12 protein-coding genes are annotated in these 16687 nt (G+C 62.8%); 1 reads left to right on the plus strand and 11 read right to left on the minus strand.

What is annotated here, in order from left to right; translation table 11 throughout:
* Positions 1–121 precede the first annotated feature (121 nt).
* The 11 genes from ACM6IV_RS09800 to ACM6IV_RS09850 all read right to left on the minus strand — a co-directional run bounded on the left by ACM6IV_RS09800 (position 122) and on the right by ACM6IV_RS09850 (position 14680).
* Positions 122–2755 carry an excinuclease ABC subunit A gene (locus ACM6IV_RS09800; protein WP_414869784.1) on the minus strand — a complete coding sequence of 878 codons (2634 nt, stop codon included), beginning with the start codon at positions 2753–2755 and terminating at the stop codon, positions 122–124.
* Positions 2756–2786: 31 nt separating this feature from the next.
* Positions 2787–4898, minus strand: a complete 2112-nt coding sequence (locus ACM6IV_RS09805; RefSeq protein WP_414869785.1) for an ATP-binding protein — start codon at positions 4896–4898, stop codon at positions 2787–2789.
* 134 nt (positions 4899–5032) lie between these two features.
* Positions 5033–5722: a GntR family transcriptional regulator gene (locus ACM6IV_RS09810; RefSeq protein WP_414869786.1), complete on the minus strand. Its 690-nt coding sequence runs from the start codon at positions 5720–5722 to the stop codon at positions 5033–5035.
* A 232-nt stretch (positions 5723–5954) separates the two neighbouring features.
* Entirely contained in the window at positions 5955–6614 is a 660-nt protein-coding gene (locus tag ACM6IV_RS09815; protein ID WP_414869787.1) for a DUF799 domain-containing protein, read from the minus strand.
* Positions 6611–6979, minus strand: a complete 369-nt coding sequence (locus tag ACM6IV_RS09820; RefSeq protein ID WP_414869788.1) for a DUF4810 domain-containing protein — start codon at positions 6977–6979, stop codon at positions 6611–6613. The genes ACM6IV_RS09815 and ACM6IV_RS09820 overlap by 4 nt, the downstream gene beginning before the upstream one ends.
* 30 nt (positions 6980–7009) lie before the next feature.
* A complete protein-coding gene (locus ACM6IV_RS09825; protein WP_414870249.1) occupies positions 7010–7696 on the minus strand; it encodes a CsgG/HfaB family protein in 687 nt (228 codons plus the stop codon).
* 255 nt (positions 7697–7951) lie between these two features.
* Positions 7952–11050 carry an error-prone DNA polymerase gene (locus tag ACM6IV_RS09830; RefSeq protein ID WP_414869789.1) on the minus strand — a complete coding sequence of 1033 codons (3099 nt, stop codon included), beginning with the start codon at positions 11048–11050 and terminating at the stop codon, positions 7952–7954.
* Positions 11026–12441 (minus strand): Y-family DNA polymerase, encoded by a 1416-nt coding sequence (locus ACM6IV_RS09835; RefSeq protein ID WP_414869790.1) that lies wholly within the window; start codon positions 12439–12441, stop codon positions 11026–11028. The genes ACM6IV_RS09830 and ACM6IV_RS09835 overlap by 25 nt, the downstream gene beginning before the upstream one ends.
* 7 nt (positions 12442–12448) lie before the next feature.
* A complete protein-coding gene (gene imuA, locus ACM6IV_RS09840) occupies positions 12449–13066 on the minus strand; it encodes a translesion DNA synthesis-associated protein ImuA (protein WP_085710132.1) in 618 nt (205 codons plus the stop codon).
* Positions 13066–13683 (minus strand): transcriptional repressor LexA, encoded by a 618-nt coding sequence (gene lexA / locus ACM6IV_RS09845; protein WP_414869791.1) that lies wholly within the window; start codon positions 13681–13683, stop codon positions 13066–13068. The genes imuA and lexA overlap by 1 nt, the downstream gene beginning before the upstream one ends.
* Before the next feature lie 79 nt (positions 13684–13762).
* On the minus strand, positions 13763–14680 hold the full coding sequence (locus tag ACM6IV_RS09850) for a LysR substrate-binding domain-containing protein (protein WP_414869792.1): 918 nt from the start codon (positions 14678–14680) through the stop codon (positions 13763–13765).
* Positions 14681–14783: 103 nt separating this feature from the next.
* On the opposite strand from ACM6IV_RS09850, the gene ACM6IV_RS09855 reads away from it, so the two are divergent.
* Entirely contained in the window at positions 14784–16526 is a 1743-nt protein-coding gene (locus tag ACM6IV_RS09855; protein WP_414869793.1) for an amidohydrolase, read from the plus strand.
* Positions 16527–16687: the final 161 nt, after the last annotated feature.

Below are 16687 nucleotides of genomic sequence, written 5' to 3' on the forward strand. Positions count from 1 at the left end.
CCAATGCATTCGCGAGCAAGCTCGCTCCTACAGTGATCTTGTGTGTACACATATTCCGCGTACACCACTAAAACCTGTGGGAGCTGGCTTGCCAGCGATGAGGCCAGGGGCAGCAGCGCGATTACCGATTCAAGGCCCGGGCCAGAAACGGCGCGGTCTTGCTCTTTTTGCTCGCCGCAACCTTCTGCGGTGTACCCGCCACTACGATTCGACCGCCCTGATCCCCCGCCCCCGGCCCGATGTCGATCACCCAGTCGCTCTGCGCCACCACGCGCATTTCGTGCTCGACGACGATCACCGTATGCCCTGCCGTCACCAGCGTATCCAGTTGCTCCAGCAGCCGGTCGACATCGCGCGGATGCAGCCCGGTGGTCGGTTCATCCAGCACATACAAGGTCGCGCCGCGCTGGTTGCGCTGCAACTCGGTGGCCAGTTTGATCCGCTGCGCTTCGCCGCCGGAAAGCTCCGTGGCCGGTTGGCCCAGACGCAGATAACCGAGGCCGATATCGCGCAATACCTCCAGCGAACGGCGAATCCCCGGCTGCTCGGCAAACACCTTCACCGCTTCCTCGACGGTCAATTGCAGCACCTGCGCAATGCTCAGCCCCTCCCAGAGAACCGCCAGGGTCTGCGGGTTGTAGCGCGCGCCATGGCAAGTCGGGCACGGCGCATAGACGCTGGGCATGAACAACAACTCGACACTGACAAAGCCCTCACCCTCGCACGTGGCGCAGCGGCCCTTGGCGACGTTGAAAGAAAACTGCCCCGCGTCGAACCCGGCAGCCCGTGCTGCGTCGGTGGCGGCGTAGAGCTTGCGCACGTTATCGAACAACCCGGTGTAGGTCGCCAGATTGGAGCGTGGCGTGCGGCCGATGGGTTTCTGGTCGACCTGCACCAGTCGCTTGATCGACTCCAGTCCCGACGTAACCTGGCCGCTGCTGACCTGCGGTGCATCGTCTTCGAGGCTGAGTTCTTCCGGCTCGCTCTCCACCGGCGGCCGCCCCAACTGCGCGCCGACCAGTTCCAGCAAGGCCTGACTGACCAGACTCGACTTGCCCGAGCCGGATACTCCGGTCACCGACGTAAAGCAGCCCAGTGGGAATTCGGCACTGAGGTTGTTGAGGTTGTTGCGGGTGATGCCATCGAGCTTCAGCCATCCCGTCGGTTTGCGCGCTGCGCGTGTCTGGCGCTGCGCTTCGGCAAACAGATAAGCGCGAGTCTGCGATTGCTCGATTTCGGCCAGACCGGAGGGCGGACCGCTGTACAGCACTCGACCACCCTGCTCGCCCGCCGCCGGGCCGACGTCGATCAGCCAGTCAGCGCGGCGCATGGTTTCCAGGTCATGCTCGACCACAAACAGCGTGTTGCCGTCAGCCTTCAACCGCTGCAACGCCTCGAACAACGCCTCGCCATCGGCTGGATGCAAACCGGCCGACGGCTCGTCGAGCACGTAGATCACCCCGAACAATTGCGAACCCAGTTGCGTTGCCAGTCGCAAGCGCTGCAACTCACCGGAGGACAGCGTCGGCGTGCTGCGCTCCAGCGCCAGATAACCGAGGCCCAGATCGGTCAGGGTACTGACCCGCTCCAGCAGATCCTCGGCAATGCGCTGCGCCGCCAGGCGTTTTTCCAGCGACAGATTTGGCGTGTGACGTACGTCTGGCGCGCTGCCGTGACCGCTGGCGCCGTGGGCCACGCGCTGCTGGCGGGCCTCGCGGGTTTGCGCGTGGCTCAAGGTCTCGCCGGTTTCCTCGGCGTGCTCCAGATAGCTCGCCGCCGCCACCGGCCGTAACACTTCGGCCACTTGCAGCAGCGGCATCTGCGACAGTTCGCCGATGTCATAGCCGGCAAACGTCACCGACAACGCTTCACGCTTCAGGCGCTTGCCGTCGCATAACGGGCAAGGGCTGCCGAGCATGAACTGCGAAACGCGCTTCTTCATCAGCGCACTCTGCGAATGGGTAAACGTGTGCAGGATATAGCGCCGGGCGCCGGTGAAGGTGCCCTGATAACTCGGTTCCATCTTGCGCTTGAGGGCAACCCGGGTTTCCTCCGGAGTGAGCCCGGCGTACACCGGCACGGTCGGGGTTTCTTCGGTGAAGAGAATCCAGTCACGCTGCTTTTTCGGCAATTTCTTCCAGGGGATATCGACATCGATGCCCATGGTCACAAGGATGTCGCGCAGGTTCTGCCCCTGCCACGCCAGCGGCCAGGATGCCACCGCGCGCTGGCGGATGGTCAGGTTCGGGTCGGGCACCATCAGCGCCTCGGTGACCTCATACACCCGACCGAGGCCATGGCATTCGGGGCACGCGCCTTGCGGGGTGTTCGGCGAAAAGTCTTCGGCATACAACATCGGCTGGCCCGGCGGATAACTGCCGGCGCGGGAATAGAGCATACGGATCAGGCTCGACAGCGTGGTCACGCTGCCCACCGATGAGCGCGTGCTCGGCGTGCCGCGTTGCTGTTGCAGGGCCACGGCCGGCGGCAGGCCTTCGATGGAGTCGACATCCGGCACGCCGACCTGATCGATCAGCCGTCGCGCATAGGGCGCCACGGATTCGAAATAGCGGCGTTGGGCTTCGGCATACAAAGTCGAGAACGCCAGCGACGACTTGCCCGAACCGGATACCCCGGTGAACACCACCAGCGCATCGCGGGGAATGTCGACATCGACGTTCTTCAGGTTGTGTTCGCGAGCGCCGCGGACCCGGACCATGCCGGCGGGCGCTTTGGAGGTGCGTTTGGAAGTCATCGACCTGCCCTGGTAATGGAATGTTCAGCGCTCAGTTGCCGAGCACCACCCGAATCATCTGCAGCAATGCCTCCGGGCTGTAAGGTTTGCCGAGCAAATGAGTGTCAGGACTCAACTGGTGATTGCGCGAGATAATGTCGCGGGTGTGCCCCGACGTGAACAGCACCGCCACCGGCGGCGTCTGCACCTTGGCCCAGGCGAACAGGTCGGAGCTTTTGATCAGCCCCGGCATGACCACGTCGGTGAAAATCAGGTCGACCTCGACACCTTCAAGGAGCATTTGCATGGCCGCATCGCCGTGGCCGGCGGTCAACACGCGGTAGCCCTCCTCGCGCAACAGTTCGACCGCCGAAGCGCGCACCGCGTCGTTGTCCTCGACCACCAGAATCGTCTCATGGCCGCCACTCTGCTGCCTTTGCAGATTGGGCGCCTCATCAAGGATCGGCCGCAGGCTGCGCGGGAAGTACAACTGCACTCGCGTGCCCTCGCCTATATTGCTGCTGATCTCGACATGCCCGCCACTCTGCTTGACGAAGCCGAACACCATGCTCAGGCCCAGCCCGGTGCCCTGGCCATCGGCCTTGGTGGTGAAAAACGGTTCGAACACCTGCTCAAGAATGTCGGGCGGGATGCCGACACCGGTGTCACTGACGGCGACGCGGACAAACTCGCCGGGAACGATGCCTTTGCCGGCACAGTACTCGTGGTCGAGGCGAACGTTGGCAGCGCTCAGCGCAATGGTGCCCTCGCCCTTCATCGCGTCACGGGCGTTGATCGCCAGGTTGAGGATGGCGTTTTCCAACTGGTTGCGGTCGACGTTGATGTGCCACGGTTGTTGCGGCAACTGCACGTCGATCTGAATGGTTTCACCCAGCGCCCGCTGCAGTAACTCGCCAACGCCTTCGAAAATCTGCCGCGGGTTGCACACCGCCGGCGACAATGGCTGACGCCGGGCAAACGCGAGCAGTTGCGAGGACAGCTTGGCCCCGCGCTCGACCGCCGCCAGCGAAGCGCTGACCCGGCGTTGCACGTTGGCGTTGTTCGGTTCGTGGCGCGCGAGCAGATGCAGATTGCCGGCAATCACTTGCAGCAGATTATTGAAGTCGTGAGCGACGCCGCCGGTCAGACCGCCAATCGCTTCGAGCTTCTGCGACTGGCGCAACTGCTCTTCAGCCGCCAGCCGCGCCTCCACCTCCTCGCCCACGCGCTGTTCGAGGTTGCGGGTAAATTTGAGCAGGGATTCTTCTGCAATCTTGCGTTCATGGATGTCAATCAATACCCCGGGAAAACGCAACGGCGCACCCTGTTCGTCGAACTCACAGGCGCCACTGGCCAACACCCACGAGTAACTGCCATCACTGCGCCGCACGCGGTATTCGGCGTTATACGGCTCGCCGGTCTGCACGGAATGGGCGACCCGCTCCTGCACCCAGGCGGCGTCATCGGGGTGGATGCGCGACTCGGCGATGCCCTGCGGCAGGTCGCTCAGGTCCTGATCCGGCGGATAGGAAAACGTGCGAGCGAAACGTTCGTCTGCCGACAGTATGTTGTTTTTCACGTCCCAGACAAACGAGCCAAGCAAAGCCCCGGCATTCAGCGCCAGGCGCACCCGCTCGTTGTCGGCGCGGTAAGCCTTTTCAGCGGCCTGGCGCCGACGCTCGGAGTGCATGAATTCGGTGGTTTCCACCACCATCGCCATCACACCGGCCGGCTGCCCCTCATCATTGGGCACCGGGCTGTAATACAAATCCATCCAGACGTCTTCGGGGACGCCATCGCGCAACAACACCAGTTCCTTGTTGCGAAACGACAAGGTGCCACCGGCCAGGCAGGTGTCGACGACATGCCGGTTGAAATCGGCGACTTCCGGCCAGCCCAGTTCTACCGGCGCGCCGAGCAGATACGGGTGGCGACCACCGGCAAACTTGGAATAGGCGTCGTTATAGATCATGTACCCGGCATAGCCCCAGAGCATGACCATCGGCAGCGGCGACGCCAGCATCAGTTGCACCGCGCTGCACAGACTGGCCGGCCAGCTATGGAGCGGGCCGAGTTCGGTGTGGCTCCAGTCGAACGCGCTGATGCGTCCGGCCATTTCGCCTTTCCAGCCCTCACAACCATGGCTATCGGATAAAAACTGCATCGACTGACTCAGTGTCCTGTGGTGATTGCCCGATAAATCGCGACGCCATAACGACGCGACGCCCGTCTGTTTCGAGCGTCTTCAGTCGTATTGGTTTCATATGAGGTATAGCCGATTTCATCGCCGTTCGAAGCTTAGACCCCGATCAGGTGTTTGAGCGGATGGTAGCCGGTTTTCATTTTGGCGGCGGCGTCGAGAATGGCCTTCTCGATGCCGTTGAGGTGGGTGCAGGTCAATTCGATGGCGGCGCCCTGATTGCCGGCCTCGATGTATTCGATCAGACGCAGATGCTCGTCGTCGCGGCAGACTTCATGGCTGTCGTCGTCCAGCGCCGCTGCGTACAGCGAAGCGCGGGAGATCAGCTTCTGGAACCAGTCGAGCAGCACCGGATTGTTCAGGCTGCGCGCGAGCTTGAGGTGGAACTCGCCAAGCAGATGAATCAGCCGTTCGTGATCGCCGGCTGCATGGGCTTGATCTTCCAGCAGCAAATGTGCGCGCAGATCCTGCATCGCCGCGCTGTCCTTGCGCCGGCACAGTTCAGTGACGATACCGATCTCGATCAGACGGCGGGTTTCGAACAGCGAGCGAAGCTCTTCATTGCTCGGCAACGACACCGATGCCCCTTTGTTGGGCTCGGTGGTGACCAGTCCGTCGGCCTCCAATTGCTTCAATGCCGCGCGCACCGACGTGCGGCTGACATTAAATAACTCGGCCAGGGAGGCCTCGCCCAGTTTCATCCCCGGACGCAACGAACGCTTGCTGATCGCCTCGTAAACCCCTTGGTAGACGCGGTCGACCGTGGTTTCCGGTTTCTTTTCGGTCATTTGGGCACTCCTTTAACGTCGAGCAACTGAGTGCCACGCAGGATATAACCTTCGGCTTCGAGATGCAGGGTCTTGATTGCACGTTGAGTGCGAATCACCCATCGAGGCGGCGTCTTTCTAGCTGTCTGCTCGTTGCAAGCAGGACACAAGTGCCGGGAGGGGGCGGCGGTGAGCAGGCTCACGCCGACATTGATCGTTCCCACGCAGAGTGTGGGAACGATCATTACCGGGGTCAGTCAGTGCCGTACTTCGGCGAGCGCGGGCCGTACAGCAGGCCTGCCGGATGCCCGGCCGAGAGCAGACGATTGCTCGCCACACCGGCAATCGGGTAGCCGGCATCGGTGGAGCTGTTGATGATCTGCTTCACCGCTGCCGTGATCAGCATGCCGATCAGCCCGCCACCGTTGTTGTTGCCGCCCTCTTCGCTCGACGCCCGGGCCGTACCGGTCCACAGCGTGGTGCCGCTTTTCAGGTCGACCAGTTTTGCCGTCGCGGTCACTGCCGTTTCGCTGCTGATCACCATGTAACGGGTGCCGTATTCGGTCACGGTGATGTACAGCGCAGCATCCGCACCGAAGATCTCCTTCAGTTTGTTTGGTGGTGCCTGATGGATATCGTCCGGCGTGGTCAAGCCGTTCTGGCGGAACGTCTCGTCAACCAGCGTAATCGGCAGCACGTAGTAACCGGCCTCGGCCAACGGGAACGTCACCTGCGACAACAGACTGTACGACGCCTTCACGTCCGGGGAGGTGTTCAGCGGTGGCAGCACCAGAATGGTCTTCGGCCGCGCCTGCTTGTAGGCCGAGTAGTCCACGGTCTTGGGGGCGACGCAGCCGGCCAGTGCGGTCAGGGCCAGACCGGCGGCGAGCAGCTTCAAGGTGCGCGCGATCATTTCGCCTCTCCGGTCTTGGCGTTTTTAAGCAGGAAATCCATGTACGTGCCGGACTCAGGGAACAGGGTTTTCTCGGTATTGAACTGCTGCACCATTTGATCGTCCTTGCCCATGCTCAGGTAGAGCAGACCAAGGTGCGCGTGGTAACCCGGCGGTACGGCCTTGCCGGTGGAGCGGATTTTCTGCAGGTCACGCTCCAGGGCTTCGGCCTGGGCTTCTTTCGGCTCTTCGCCTTTGAAGTATTCGTAGACCTGGGGCTCGTAGCCTTCCCACTGATACAGGGTTTTCGGGCTGCTGCAACCGGCCAGCAAGGCGCTGGCGGCCAGCGTCAGCGCCAGTAACGAGCGCGACAAATTCAGAGTCATGGGGGTGTTGCTCCTTGCAATGGGCGTCGATCAGTTGCCCGGTTTCCAGGCACCGGCGTTCATGCCATCGACCAGACGATTGATCGCCTCGCGCATGGCCAGATCCAGTACTTTGCCGTTGAGGGTCGAGTCGTAGGCAGCGGTGCCGCCGAAGCCGATGATTTCGCGGTTGGACAAGGCGTATTCGCCGGCGCCCTGGGTCGAATAGACCACTTCGGAGGTGCTGATATTGACGATATTCAGGTTGACCTTGGCGTAGGCGACCTGGGTCTTGCCACGGCCGAGAATGCCGAACAACTGGTGATCGCCGGTCTCTTTGCGGCCGAACTCGGTGACGTCGCCGGTGACCACGTAATCAGCACCTTTCAGACGCTGGGCCTGGCCCTTGATGGCGGATTCCTGCTGGATTTCGCCCATGTTGTCGCGATCCAGCACGCTGAAGCGATTGGTTTGCTGCAAGTGGGTGATGAGGATGGTCTTGGCCTGACCGCCGAGACGGTCGACGCCGTCGGAGAAGATCCCGCGCATGTAGCTGGAGCGGTTGTCGAACTTGCCCACGGCCATTGGCACACGAACGCCGGTCCAGACTTGTGTGGCGCTTTCAACCTTGGCCACCGGCAGCGCGCGGGAGCTTTCGGTGGCGCAACCGGCCAGCGTCGTGGCAAGGGTGCCAAGCACGGCAATCGCAACGCCTGAGACCAGCATCCGGGAGATCATTCTCACTGAGTATTCCTTTTGAAAAACGGGGATGTCCCGGCACGGCAATGCGCCCGGGAGCTGAAAAGGGGCGGCATTATGACAAAGTGCCATCATTGAGGACAGGTTTTTTTGGCGCCAGTGAATTGGCTGTGTTGAAACTGCGCAAGCCTTTGTAGGAGTGAGCCTGCTCGCGATGGCGGTGGATCAGTCAGCAATGTTGTATCTGACACACCGCTATCGCGAGCAGGCTCACTCCTACAGGGATCGTGTTGATCAGTGGAAATCGCGGCTCTGCACGCGGATGCCATTGAGCAGCGGGCTGAGGTCGCTCAGGCGGCCGGCAATCAGGTGGCGCACTTCACCTTCGCGTTCCCAGCGGCCATCGACCTTGAGCAATTGCGATCCCACCAATACCTGACGCTGACGCTCGGCCAGATCGCGCCAGACCACCACGTTGACGTTGCCGAACTCGTCTTCGAGGGTCACGAAGGTCACGCCACTGGCGGTGCCCGGTCGTTGCCGTCCGGTCACCAACCCGGCGACGCTCACCGGTCGGCCGTGTTCGACCTCAAGCAATTCCTGCGAACTGCGGCAGCGCCGGGCCTTGAGTTCGCCACGCAACAGCGCCAGCGGATGCGGCCCCAACGTGGTGCCGACGGTGCTGTAATCGGCGTGCAGATCCTCGCCAACACTGGGTTTGGGCAGCAGCACCTCCGGCTCCTCCTGACTCGGCAAACCGGCAAACAGGCCCAATTGTTTCTGCACCCCGGCGACTTCCCAGCGCGCCCGATGCCGATGCCCGGCCAGGCCACGCAACGCCCCGGAATCGGCGAGCAACGCCTGCGCCCGACTGTCGAGCGCCGCCCGTTCGCCCAGATCGGCGACATCGGCAAACGCCCCGCGCGCGCGCGCCGTTTCGATGCGCCGGGCATCGTCTTCGCGAAAGCCCTTGATCATCCGCAGGCCCATGCGAATCGCCGGTTGCGCCGCCGTCGTGGTTTCCAGACTGCAATCCCAGTCACTGGCGCGCACGTCGACCGGGCGGATCTGCAAATGATGTCGGCGCGCGTCCTGGAGAATCTGGTCCGGGCTGTAGAAGCCCATCGGCCAGCTATTGATCAGCGCACAGGCGAATGCCGCCGGTTCGTGGCACTTGAGCCAGCAACTGGCGTAAGTCAGCAAGGCAAAACTGGCGGCGTGGGACTCGGGAAAACCGTAGCTGCCAAACCCTTTGATCTGCTCGAAAATCTGCGCGGCGAATTCCGGCGTGTAGCCGTTTTTCTTCATGCCGGCGGCGAGGCGTGCCTTGTGCGGTTCCAGTCCGCCGTGGCGCTTCCATGCGGCCATCGAGCGACGCAACTGATCGGCCTCGCCGGGGCTGTAATCAGCGGCGACGATGGCGATCTGCATCACCTGTTCCTGAAACAGCGGTACGCCGAGGGTTCTTTCCAGAACGACCTTGAGTTCTGGCGACGGGTAGGTTTCCTCTTCTTCCTTGTTCCGGCGGCGCAGATACGGATGCACCATCCCGCCCTGAATCGGCCCCGGGCGGACGATGGCCACTTCAATCACCAGGTCGTAGAACTTCGCCGGTTTCAGGCGCGGCAACATCGACATCTGCGCCCGCGACTCAATCTGGAACACACCGACGGTGTCGGCGCGGCTGATCATGTCGTAGGTCGGTTTGTCTTCGGCCGGAATCGTCGCCAGGCTCAGGTCCAGATTGCGGTGCCGACGCAGCAGGTCGAAGCAGCGGCGAATCGCGCTGAGCATGCCGAGGGCGAGGATATCCACCTTGAGCAGGCCGACCGCATCGAGATCGTCCTTGTCCCACTGAATGATCGTGCGCTCGGCCATGGCGGCGTTCTCCACCGGCACCAGTGTGTCCAGCGGCTGCTCGGAAATCACGAAGCCGCCGGGGTGCTGCGACAGGTGCCGGGGGAAGCCGATCAACTGCCCGGTCAGGCTCAGCACCCGGCGCAGTACCGGGCTGTCGGGGTCGAAGCCGCCTTCGAGCAAACGCGCGACCGGCGGCGTTTCATCGCTCCAGTGGCCGCAGCAATCGGCCAGTGCGTTGATCTGATCCGGCGGCAGGCCCAAGGCCTTGGCCACATCGCGTACCGCGCCGGCAGCGTGGTAGGTGCTGACCACCGCCGTCAGCGCTGCACGACCACGGCCATAACGGCGAAATACGTATTGCAGGACTTCTTCGCGGCGTTCGTGCTCGAAATCGACGTCGATGTCCGGCGGCTCGTTACGTTCCCTGGACATGAAGCGTTCGAACAGCAGCGTGGTGCGATCCGGGTCGATCTCGGTGATGCCCAAGGCAAAACACACCGCCGAGTTGGCCGCCGAGCCACGGCCCTGGCACAGAATCCTCTGCTCGCGAGCGAAGCGCACCACGTCATGTACGGTAAGGAAGTAGCTTTCGTAGCCGAGTTCGGCGATCAGCTTCAGCTCTTTGTTAATCTGCCTCAACACCTTGAAGGGCGCGCCCTTCTTCCAACGCCAGGCGATGCCTTCCTTGGTCAGTTGCCTTAGCCAGGCACTGGCGCTGTGTCCGTCGGGCACCAGCTCTTTGGGGTATTGATAACGCAACTCGCCCAGATCGAAGGTGCAGCGTCGGGCCAGGCTCACCGACTCATCCAGCAAGGCCTGCGGATACAACTCGCGCAACACCTCGACACTGCGCAAATGCCGCTCGCCATTGGGATGCAGGCGTAATCCCGCCTCGGCCACCGGCACGTGATGACGGATCGCCGTCATGGTGTCCTGCAAGGCACGGCGGCCACGGGCGTGCATGTGCACATCGCCGCTGGCCACAGCGGGAATCTGCAACTCGGCGGCCAGCGCCAACAACGCCGCCAGCCGCTGCTGATCGTCCTGCCCACGATGCAATTGCACCGCCAGCCACAACCGTTCGCCGAAGGTCTGCTGCAGCCAGCGGCCCTCCTCCACGTTATCGAGTGAGTCCGGCACCCACAACACCAGCAACCCCGGCAATGGCTCGGCGAAGTCCTCGCGCAGCACCTGATACTGGCCTTTTTGCGTGCGCCGTCGCGCACGGGTGATCAAGCCGCACAGCGCTTGATAACCCGCCAGGTTCTCCACCAGCAGCACCAGTTTCGGGCCGTTTTCAATACGCACTTCACTGCCGATGACCAGCGGCAGCTCCACCGATTTCGCCGCCTGCCAGGCCCGAACGATTCCGGCCAGCGTGCATTCATCGGTGATCGCCAGTGCCTGATAGCCGTGTTTTTTCGCCCGTTGAAACAGTTCCAGCGCACTGGAGGCACCGCGCTGAAAACTGAAGTTCGACAGGCAGTGCAACTCGGCATAACCGTCGTTCATGCAAACCAGCCCTGCAGCCACAGCGGACCGCCCTCACCCACCGCCCGATAAGCCCAGCCCTGCTGACCGGCGCGGTTCTGGATCAGGTAATAATCGCGGCGCACATCGTCACCGTCCCACCAGCCGGACTCGATACGTTCCGGGCCCATGAGAATTCGCGCCGAACCTTGCGCCACGCTTTGCGGCTCGCCGAGCAACCAGCCCGGACGATGCACATTCGGCAAGCCTGCGCAGGGTTGTTTGTCGACGCCGTGCTGCCACGCGCACTCCGGACGATGATCGGCCTGAAAACGCAGCCCTTGCACCGCGTCATCACCCAAGCGTGCGCGCAGGCGTTCGCGCAATTGTTCCCAGGGCAGGGTCTGCTGCGGACGGTCATCGAACAATTCCTGAAACTGCGGCACGAAGCTCGGCAGGTCCTCGGCGCGCAGACGAAAGCCGCGCACCGGTGCCTCGACTTGCACCTGTTCCAGTCGCCCGCGCGCCAGTTCGAAGAGCATCGCCGGATCACGTTCGGCGCTGAGCAGGCCGACCTTGATTACGCTGTCAGGCAACCCGGCGTGCTCAAGATGCAGATCGAAACGCTGCACGCCGCTGTCACGCCCGCAGAGGAACGCTGACAGATCACCAGTCAAACGGCGTAACGGGAACAGCAGCGCCTGATGGGACTGCACGTCAAAGTTGAGTTCGATGCGCACGTCGAAACGATCCGGCGGCAGGTAAAACTCCAGCGCCAATGGCCGCGCGCCGAACAGGGTGTCGAGGTGCTTGAGCATCTGCGCTTCGAAGCGCCGGGCCAGTGCCTGACGCGGCAGGCTCTGCAGTTGATTGAGAGTGCGCAGGCCCATGCGCGATAACGCCGTGGCCACTGCCGGTTCCAGACCGACGCGGTCGACCGGCAACTGGCCGAGGTGATGCTGCAAGGCTTCACCGTCCGGCACCACCAAGCCGTCGTAAGCATTGGCCAGTACCCGCGCCGCCACCGGATTCGGTGCGGCAACGATGCGATGGCGAAAGCCCAGATCGGTCAGTTCCTGGCGCAGTCGTGCTTCGAACTGCGCCCAGGTACCGAACAGGCCCAGGCTGGATTCAATCTCGAACACCACGGCGCGCGGGTAATGCACGCTGACCTGCGCGCTGAAACCGTAGGCCCACGCGGCAAGAAACTGCTGCCAGTGTTCGACCTCGGCGGCCTCGTAATCAGCGGTGGCAAAACCTTTGCTCATGGCCTGGGCGGCGGTCATCGACTGGCCAGCGCGCAACCCGAGTTTGCGCGCCGCCGGGTTGACCGCTTGCAGCACGCGGCGCTGGGCCGGGCCGTTGAGCAGCACCAACGGCTCATCGGGATCGGGACGCTGACGCAGCACGGCGTCGAGGGCCAATTGCGGGAACAAAATACACACCCAGCGCATGGCGACCTCAGTGACCCACGGCAAAGGCAATCGGTGCCGTACGCGCCAGACCGCCACGGCACTTGAGCACGCGCAACTGCGCAGGTCTGGCGTCGATGGCGATGCGCAGCGCCGCCGGTGACGGGTTGACCGCTTCGCTCAACGGGCGCCAGGCGAATGCCAGGGTCTGACCGGTTTCCGCCGCCACCTGCAAACGCCGCAAGGCGCGGTCATCGGCCTTGTGCGGCCAGCACAGCACCGCGCCGCAACTGCCCGAACGCAGGCATTGTTCCGCTGCCCACAAGGCATCGCGCTCGCTGGCCTGGATCACCGACAACTGGCGCAGATCAACCCCGGCGTTTGCCCACGCTTGCGGGTACGGCACGAACGGCGGCGCCACCAGCACGATGCGCTCGCCCGCCGCCGACAGCCGCGCCAGTGTCGGCCAGACCAGTTGCAGTTCGCCGACACCGGGACCGGCCAGGAGGATTTCGCTCAGTGCCGCTTCCGGCCAGCCACCGCTGGGCAGTGCCGCGTCCAGCGCGGCATGCCCGGTCGGTTGCGGACTGGCGGCCGGTGGCGCAGGCCGGCCTTTCCAGACCTGGCCGCCATTGAACAGCGTATCCAACGCAACGACGGCGCCCATCAGCCTTGCCTCACCAGACCGCAGAACACCCCTTCGATGGCCAGATCCTGATCGTCACGCACGACAATCGGCTGGTACGCCGGGTTGCGCGGCAACAGCCGCACTTCATCGCCCAGCCGTTCGAAGCGTTTGATGGTGACTTCACCGTCGAGGCGCGCCACCACGATCTGGCCGTTGAGCGCTTCGGGATTGCGCTTCACGCCGACCAGATCGCCGTCGAGGATGCCGTCCTCGATCATCGAATCGCCCTGCACCCGCAGCATGTAATCGGGTGGGCGGGAGAACAGTGCCGGGTCGAGCATCAAGCGGCGATGGATGTCGGCATCGGCGCCAATCGGCGCACCGGCAGCGACGCGGCCGAGCACAGGGATGTCGAGCAATTCCGGGCGCGCCGGTTGCCCGAGCAGGCGAATGCCCCGGGCCTGATGCGGATTGACCTCGATAAACCCGGCTTCGGTGAGCGCGAGCACATGCTTGCGCGCCACGCTGCGCGAGGCAAAACCAAAAGCCTCGCTGATTTCAGCGAGGCTTGGGGACTGACCGTGTTCGGCGATGCGTTCGCGGATAAAAGTCAGGATGGCGGTACGGCGGGGAGTCAGGTTCGTCATGGAGTACATTTGTACTCCTGTAGGATTTTCCTGACAAGCGCCGCCAGTCGGCCTGAGCCGACGCAAGAGCTGACGAGTGAAACGGGAGTCAGCTCAGGCCGCGTTCGGTGAGGAATGCGGCGATGTAATCGATAAACGCGACGACTTTCGCCGTGGCCCGCCGATGACTCGGGTACACCGCGAGAATGTGCGGGCCGAAGCTGTCCGGGTCGATGTCGTAATCCGCCATGACCCGCACCAGTCGCCCGTCGGCAATGTACGGTGCGGCGCTCCACAGCGGCGTGTGCAGCAAACCGCGCCCGGCCAGGGCGCTGGCCAGCAACAAATCATAATTGTCGCTGCGCAATCGCGGCGCCGCCGGTTGCGCCAGGCTCAAGCGCTGTCCGTCGCGCTCGGCCCACCAGAACTCGCGGCTGAGCAACGGGTGCTGATAGAGCAGCCATTCATGCTGTTCGAGGGTTTGCGGGTTGACCGGCAAACCCTTGCGCGCCAGATAGTCGGGGCTGCCGCACAGGGCCAGACGGTTACTGCCGACCACCCGCGCAATCAGCCCCGGCAAATCATCGTGGCCCTCACGCAGCGCCAGGTCGTAACCGCTTTCCAGCAAATTGACAAACGCATCGCACAGGTCCACTTGCAGGCTGATCTGCGGGTATTGCTGCAAAAAACCATCACACACTTGGTCGAGAAACGCCCGCCCGTACGCCAGTGGCGCGGTGATTTTCAGGCTGCCGCGCAAGCCATGCTGCAACTGCTCGATTTCCTCGCTGGCCTCGTCCAGTCGCTGCAACACCAACCGCGCGGTTTCCAGATACACCCGGCCGATTTCAGTGAGCAAAATCCGTCGCGTGCTGCGCTCGAACAACCGCGCACCCAGCTCCGCCTCCAGATGATTGACCGCTTTGGTCAGCGCCGATGGGGTTTTGCCCAACTGCTCGGCAGCGCGGCTGAAACTGCCGAGTTGCGCGGTGACCACGAACATTTTCAATGCACCCAACTTGTCCATGCTTTTTCCATTCAGGCAAAAACGTTTTTCGTGAGGCGGGCGTTCTGTCGGCCGGCGTCAGCCACTAATCTCGCCATCAGACGCAATAACAAGGAAATCTTCAATGAAAAGATTCATCCCGAGTCTGCTGCTAAGCGCCGTAAGTTTTGCCTCGATGGAAGCCATGGCCGCCGCCGACCTGATCCTCCTCAACGGCAAGATTTTTACCGCCGACCGCACTCAGCCCAAGGTGCAAGCCTTGGCCGTGGAAGACGGCAAAGTGCTGAAAGTCGGCACGGATGCGCAGGTCAAAGCGCTGATCGAACCCGGCACAACGGTCATCGACCTCAAGGGCCAAGCGCTGATGCCCGGCCTGATCGACAGCCATTCTCACGCGATTTTCGGCGGGCTGGAAATGGTCTCGGCGAACATGGAAGACGAAGTCATCGGCCTCGACGAATTGCAAAAGCGCCTGCGCATCTGGCGTGAAAACGGCAAAGCCAAACACGGCGATGTGCTGAGCATTGCCGGCATGAGTTCGGTTTACTGGGCGCAGGCCGAGGCCTTGGGCAAAACCTTCAACACCGGCGAATGGGCCGATGTGCCGGTGGTGTTTATCGGCAGCGACCACCACACGGCGTGGGCCAACAACGTCATGCTCAAACGCGCCGGGATTGATGCGGCCATGCTGAAAACCCTGCCCGACGCGGAAAAAGACACCATCGGCAAACTGGCCAACGGTGAGCCGAATGGCTTTGTGGTCGACGCCGGATGGGATCGGGTCGCCTCGAAAATGCCGGTGCCGAGCCCTGTCGACATGTTGAATGCGGCGAAATCAGCGGTGCGCTACAACAACAGCCTCGGCATCACTGCATGGATGGACCCCGCCGCCAACGCCGCACCGGGTGAGGCGGTGTTCGCCCTCAAACCCACCGAGAAAACCGTCGGTGTGCTGCCGGCCTATAAAGCCCTGTCGGAAAGCGGCGACATGAGCGTCCACGTCGCGGCGCTGCTGGTGGCCAACCCGAAAAGCGTACCCGCCGACCTCGATACGCTGGACAAGGTGCGCCAGCAATTTCAGGGCATTGCCAACCTGACCCTGCCCGGGATCAAGATTTTCGCCGACGGCGTGATCGAGTTCCCGGCGCAGAGCGCGGCGATGATCGACCCCTACAGCAATTCGCACAAACAGGGCGAGTTGCTGATCGATCCGCAACATTTTGGCGAACTGGTCAGCGCCATCGACCAGCGCGGCTGGCGGGTGCACATCCATGCGATCGGCGACCGCGCCGTGCGGGAATCACTGAACGGCATCGCCCAGGCGCGCAAGGATCGCCAGAGCGGCGTGACTCATTCGATCACTCACCTGCAAATGGTCAACCCGAAAGAGTTCGCCCGCTTCCAGCCGCTCAACGTGATCGCCTCGATGCAATTGCTGTGGGCCAGCGCCGACGATTACACCACCGACATGATCAAGCCCTACGTCAGCGCCCTCGCCTTCCGCTATCAATACCCGGCGCACTCGCTGCTGAAACAGGGCGCAACGATTGCTGGCGCCAGTGACTGGCCGGTGTCTTCGCCGAATCCGTTCAACGCCATGGCCCAGGCGATTACTCGGGTCGGCCCGTTGGGCGTGCTCAATGCCGATGAGCGTCTGGACCGCGAAAGCATGTTCTACGCCTACACCATCAACGCCGCGCGCACGATTGGCCTGGAGAAGCAGATCGGCTCGCTGACGCCGGGCAAGCAGGCGGATTTCATCGTGCTTGATCGCGATGTGTTCAGCGTCGACAACAAGGCCCTGCATGACACCCAGGTGCTGCAAACCTGGTTCGGCGGCCGTCAGGTCTACACCGCCGCAAAATAACAACACTGTTCCCCCCTGTGGGAGCGAGCCTGCTCGCGAAGACGGCGTATCAGTCGCCATCAATGCTGAACGAACCACCGCTTTCGCGAGCAGGCTCGCTCCCACAGGGTCTGTGCGGGTGGTCGAGATCGCCCCCCCCCGCAGTTCTCGTACTGCCCCAA

Origin of the sequence: Pseudomonas sp. IT-347P (assembly GCF_949768005.1) — a bacterium.
Taxonomy (GTDB): Bacteria; Pseudomonadota; Gammaproteobacteria; order Pseudomonadales; family Pseudomonadaceae; genus Aquipseudomonas.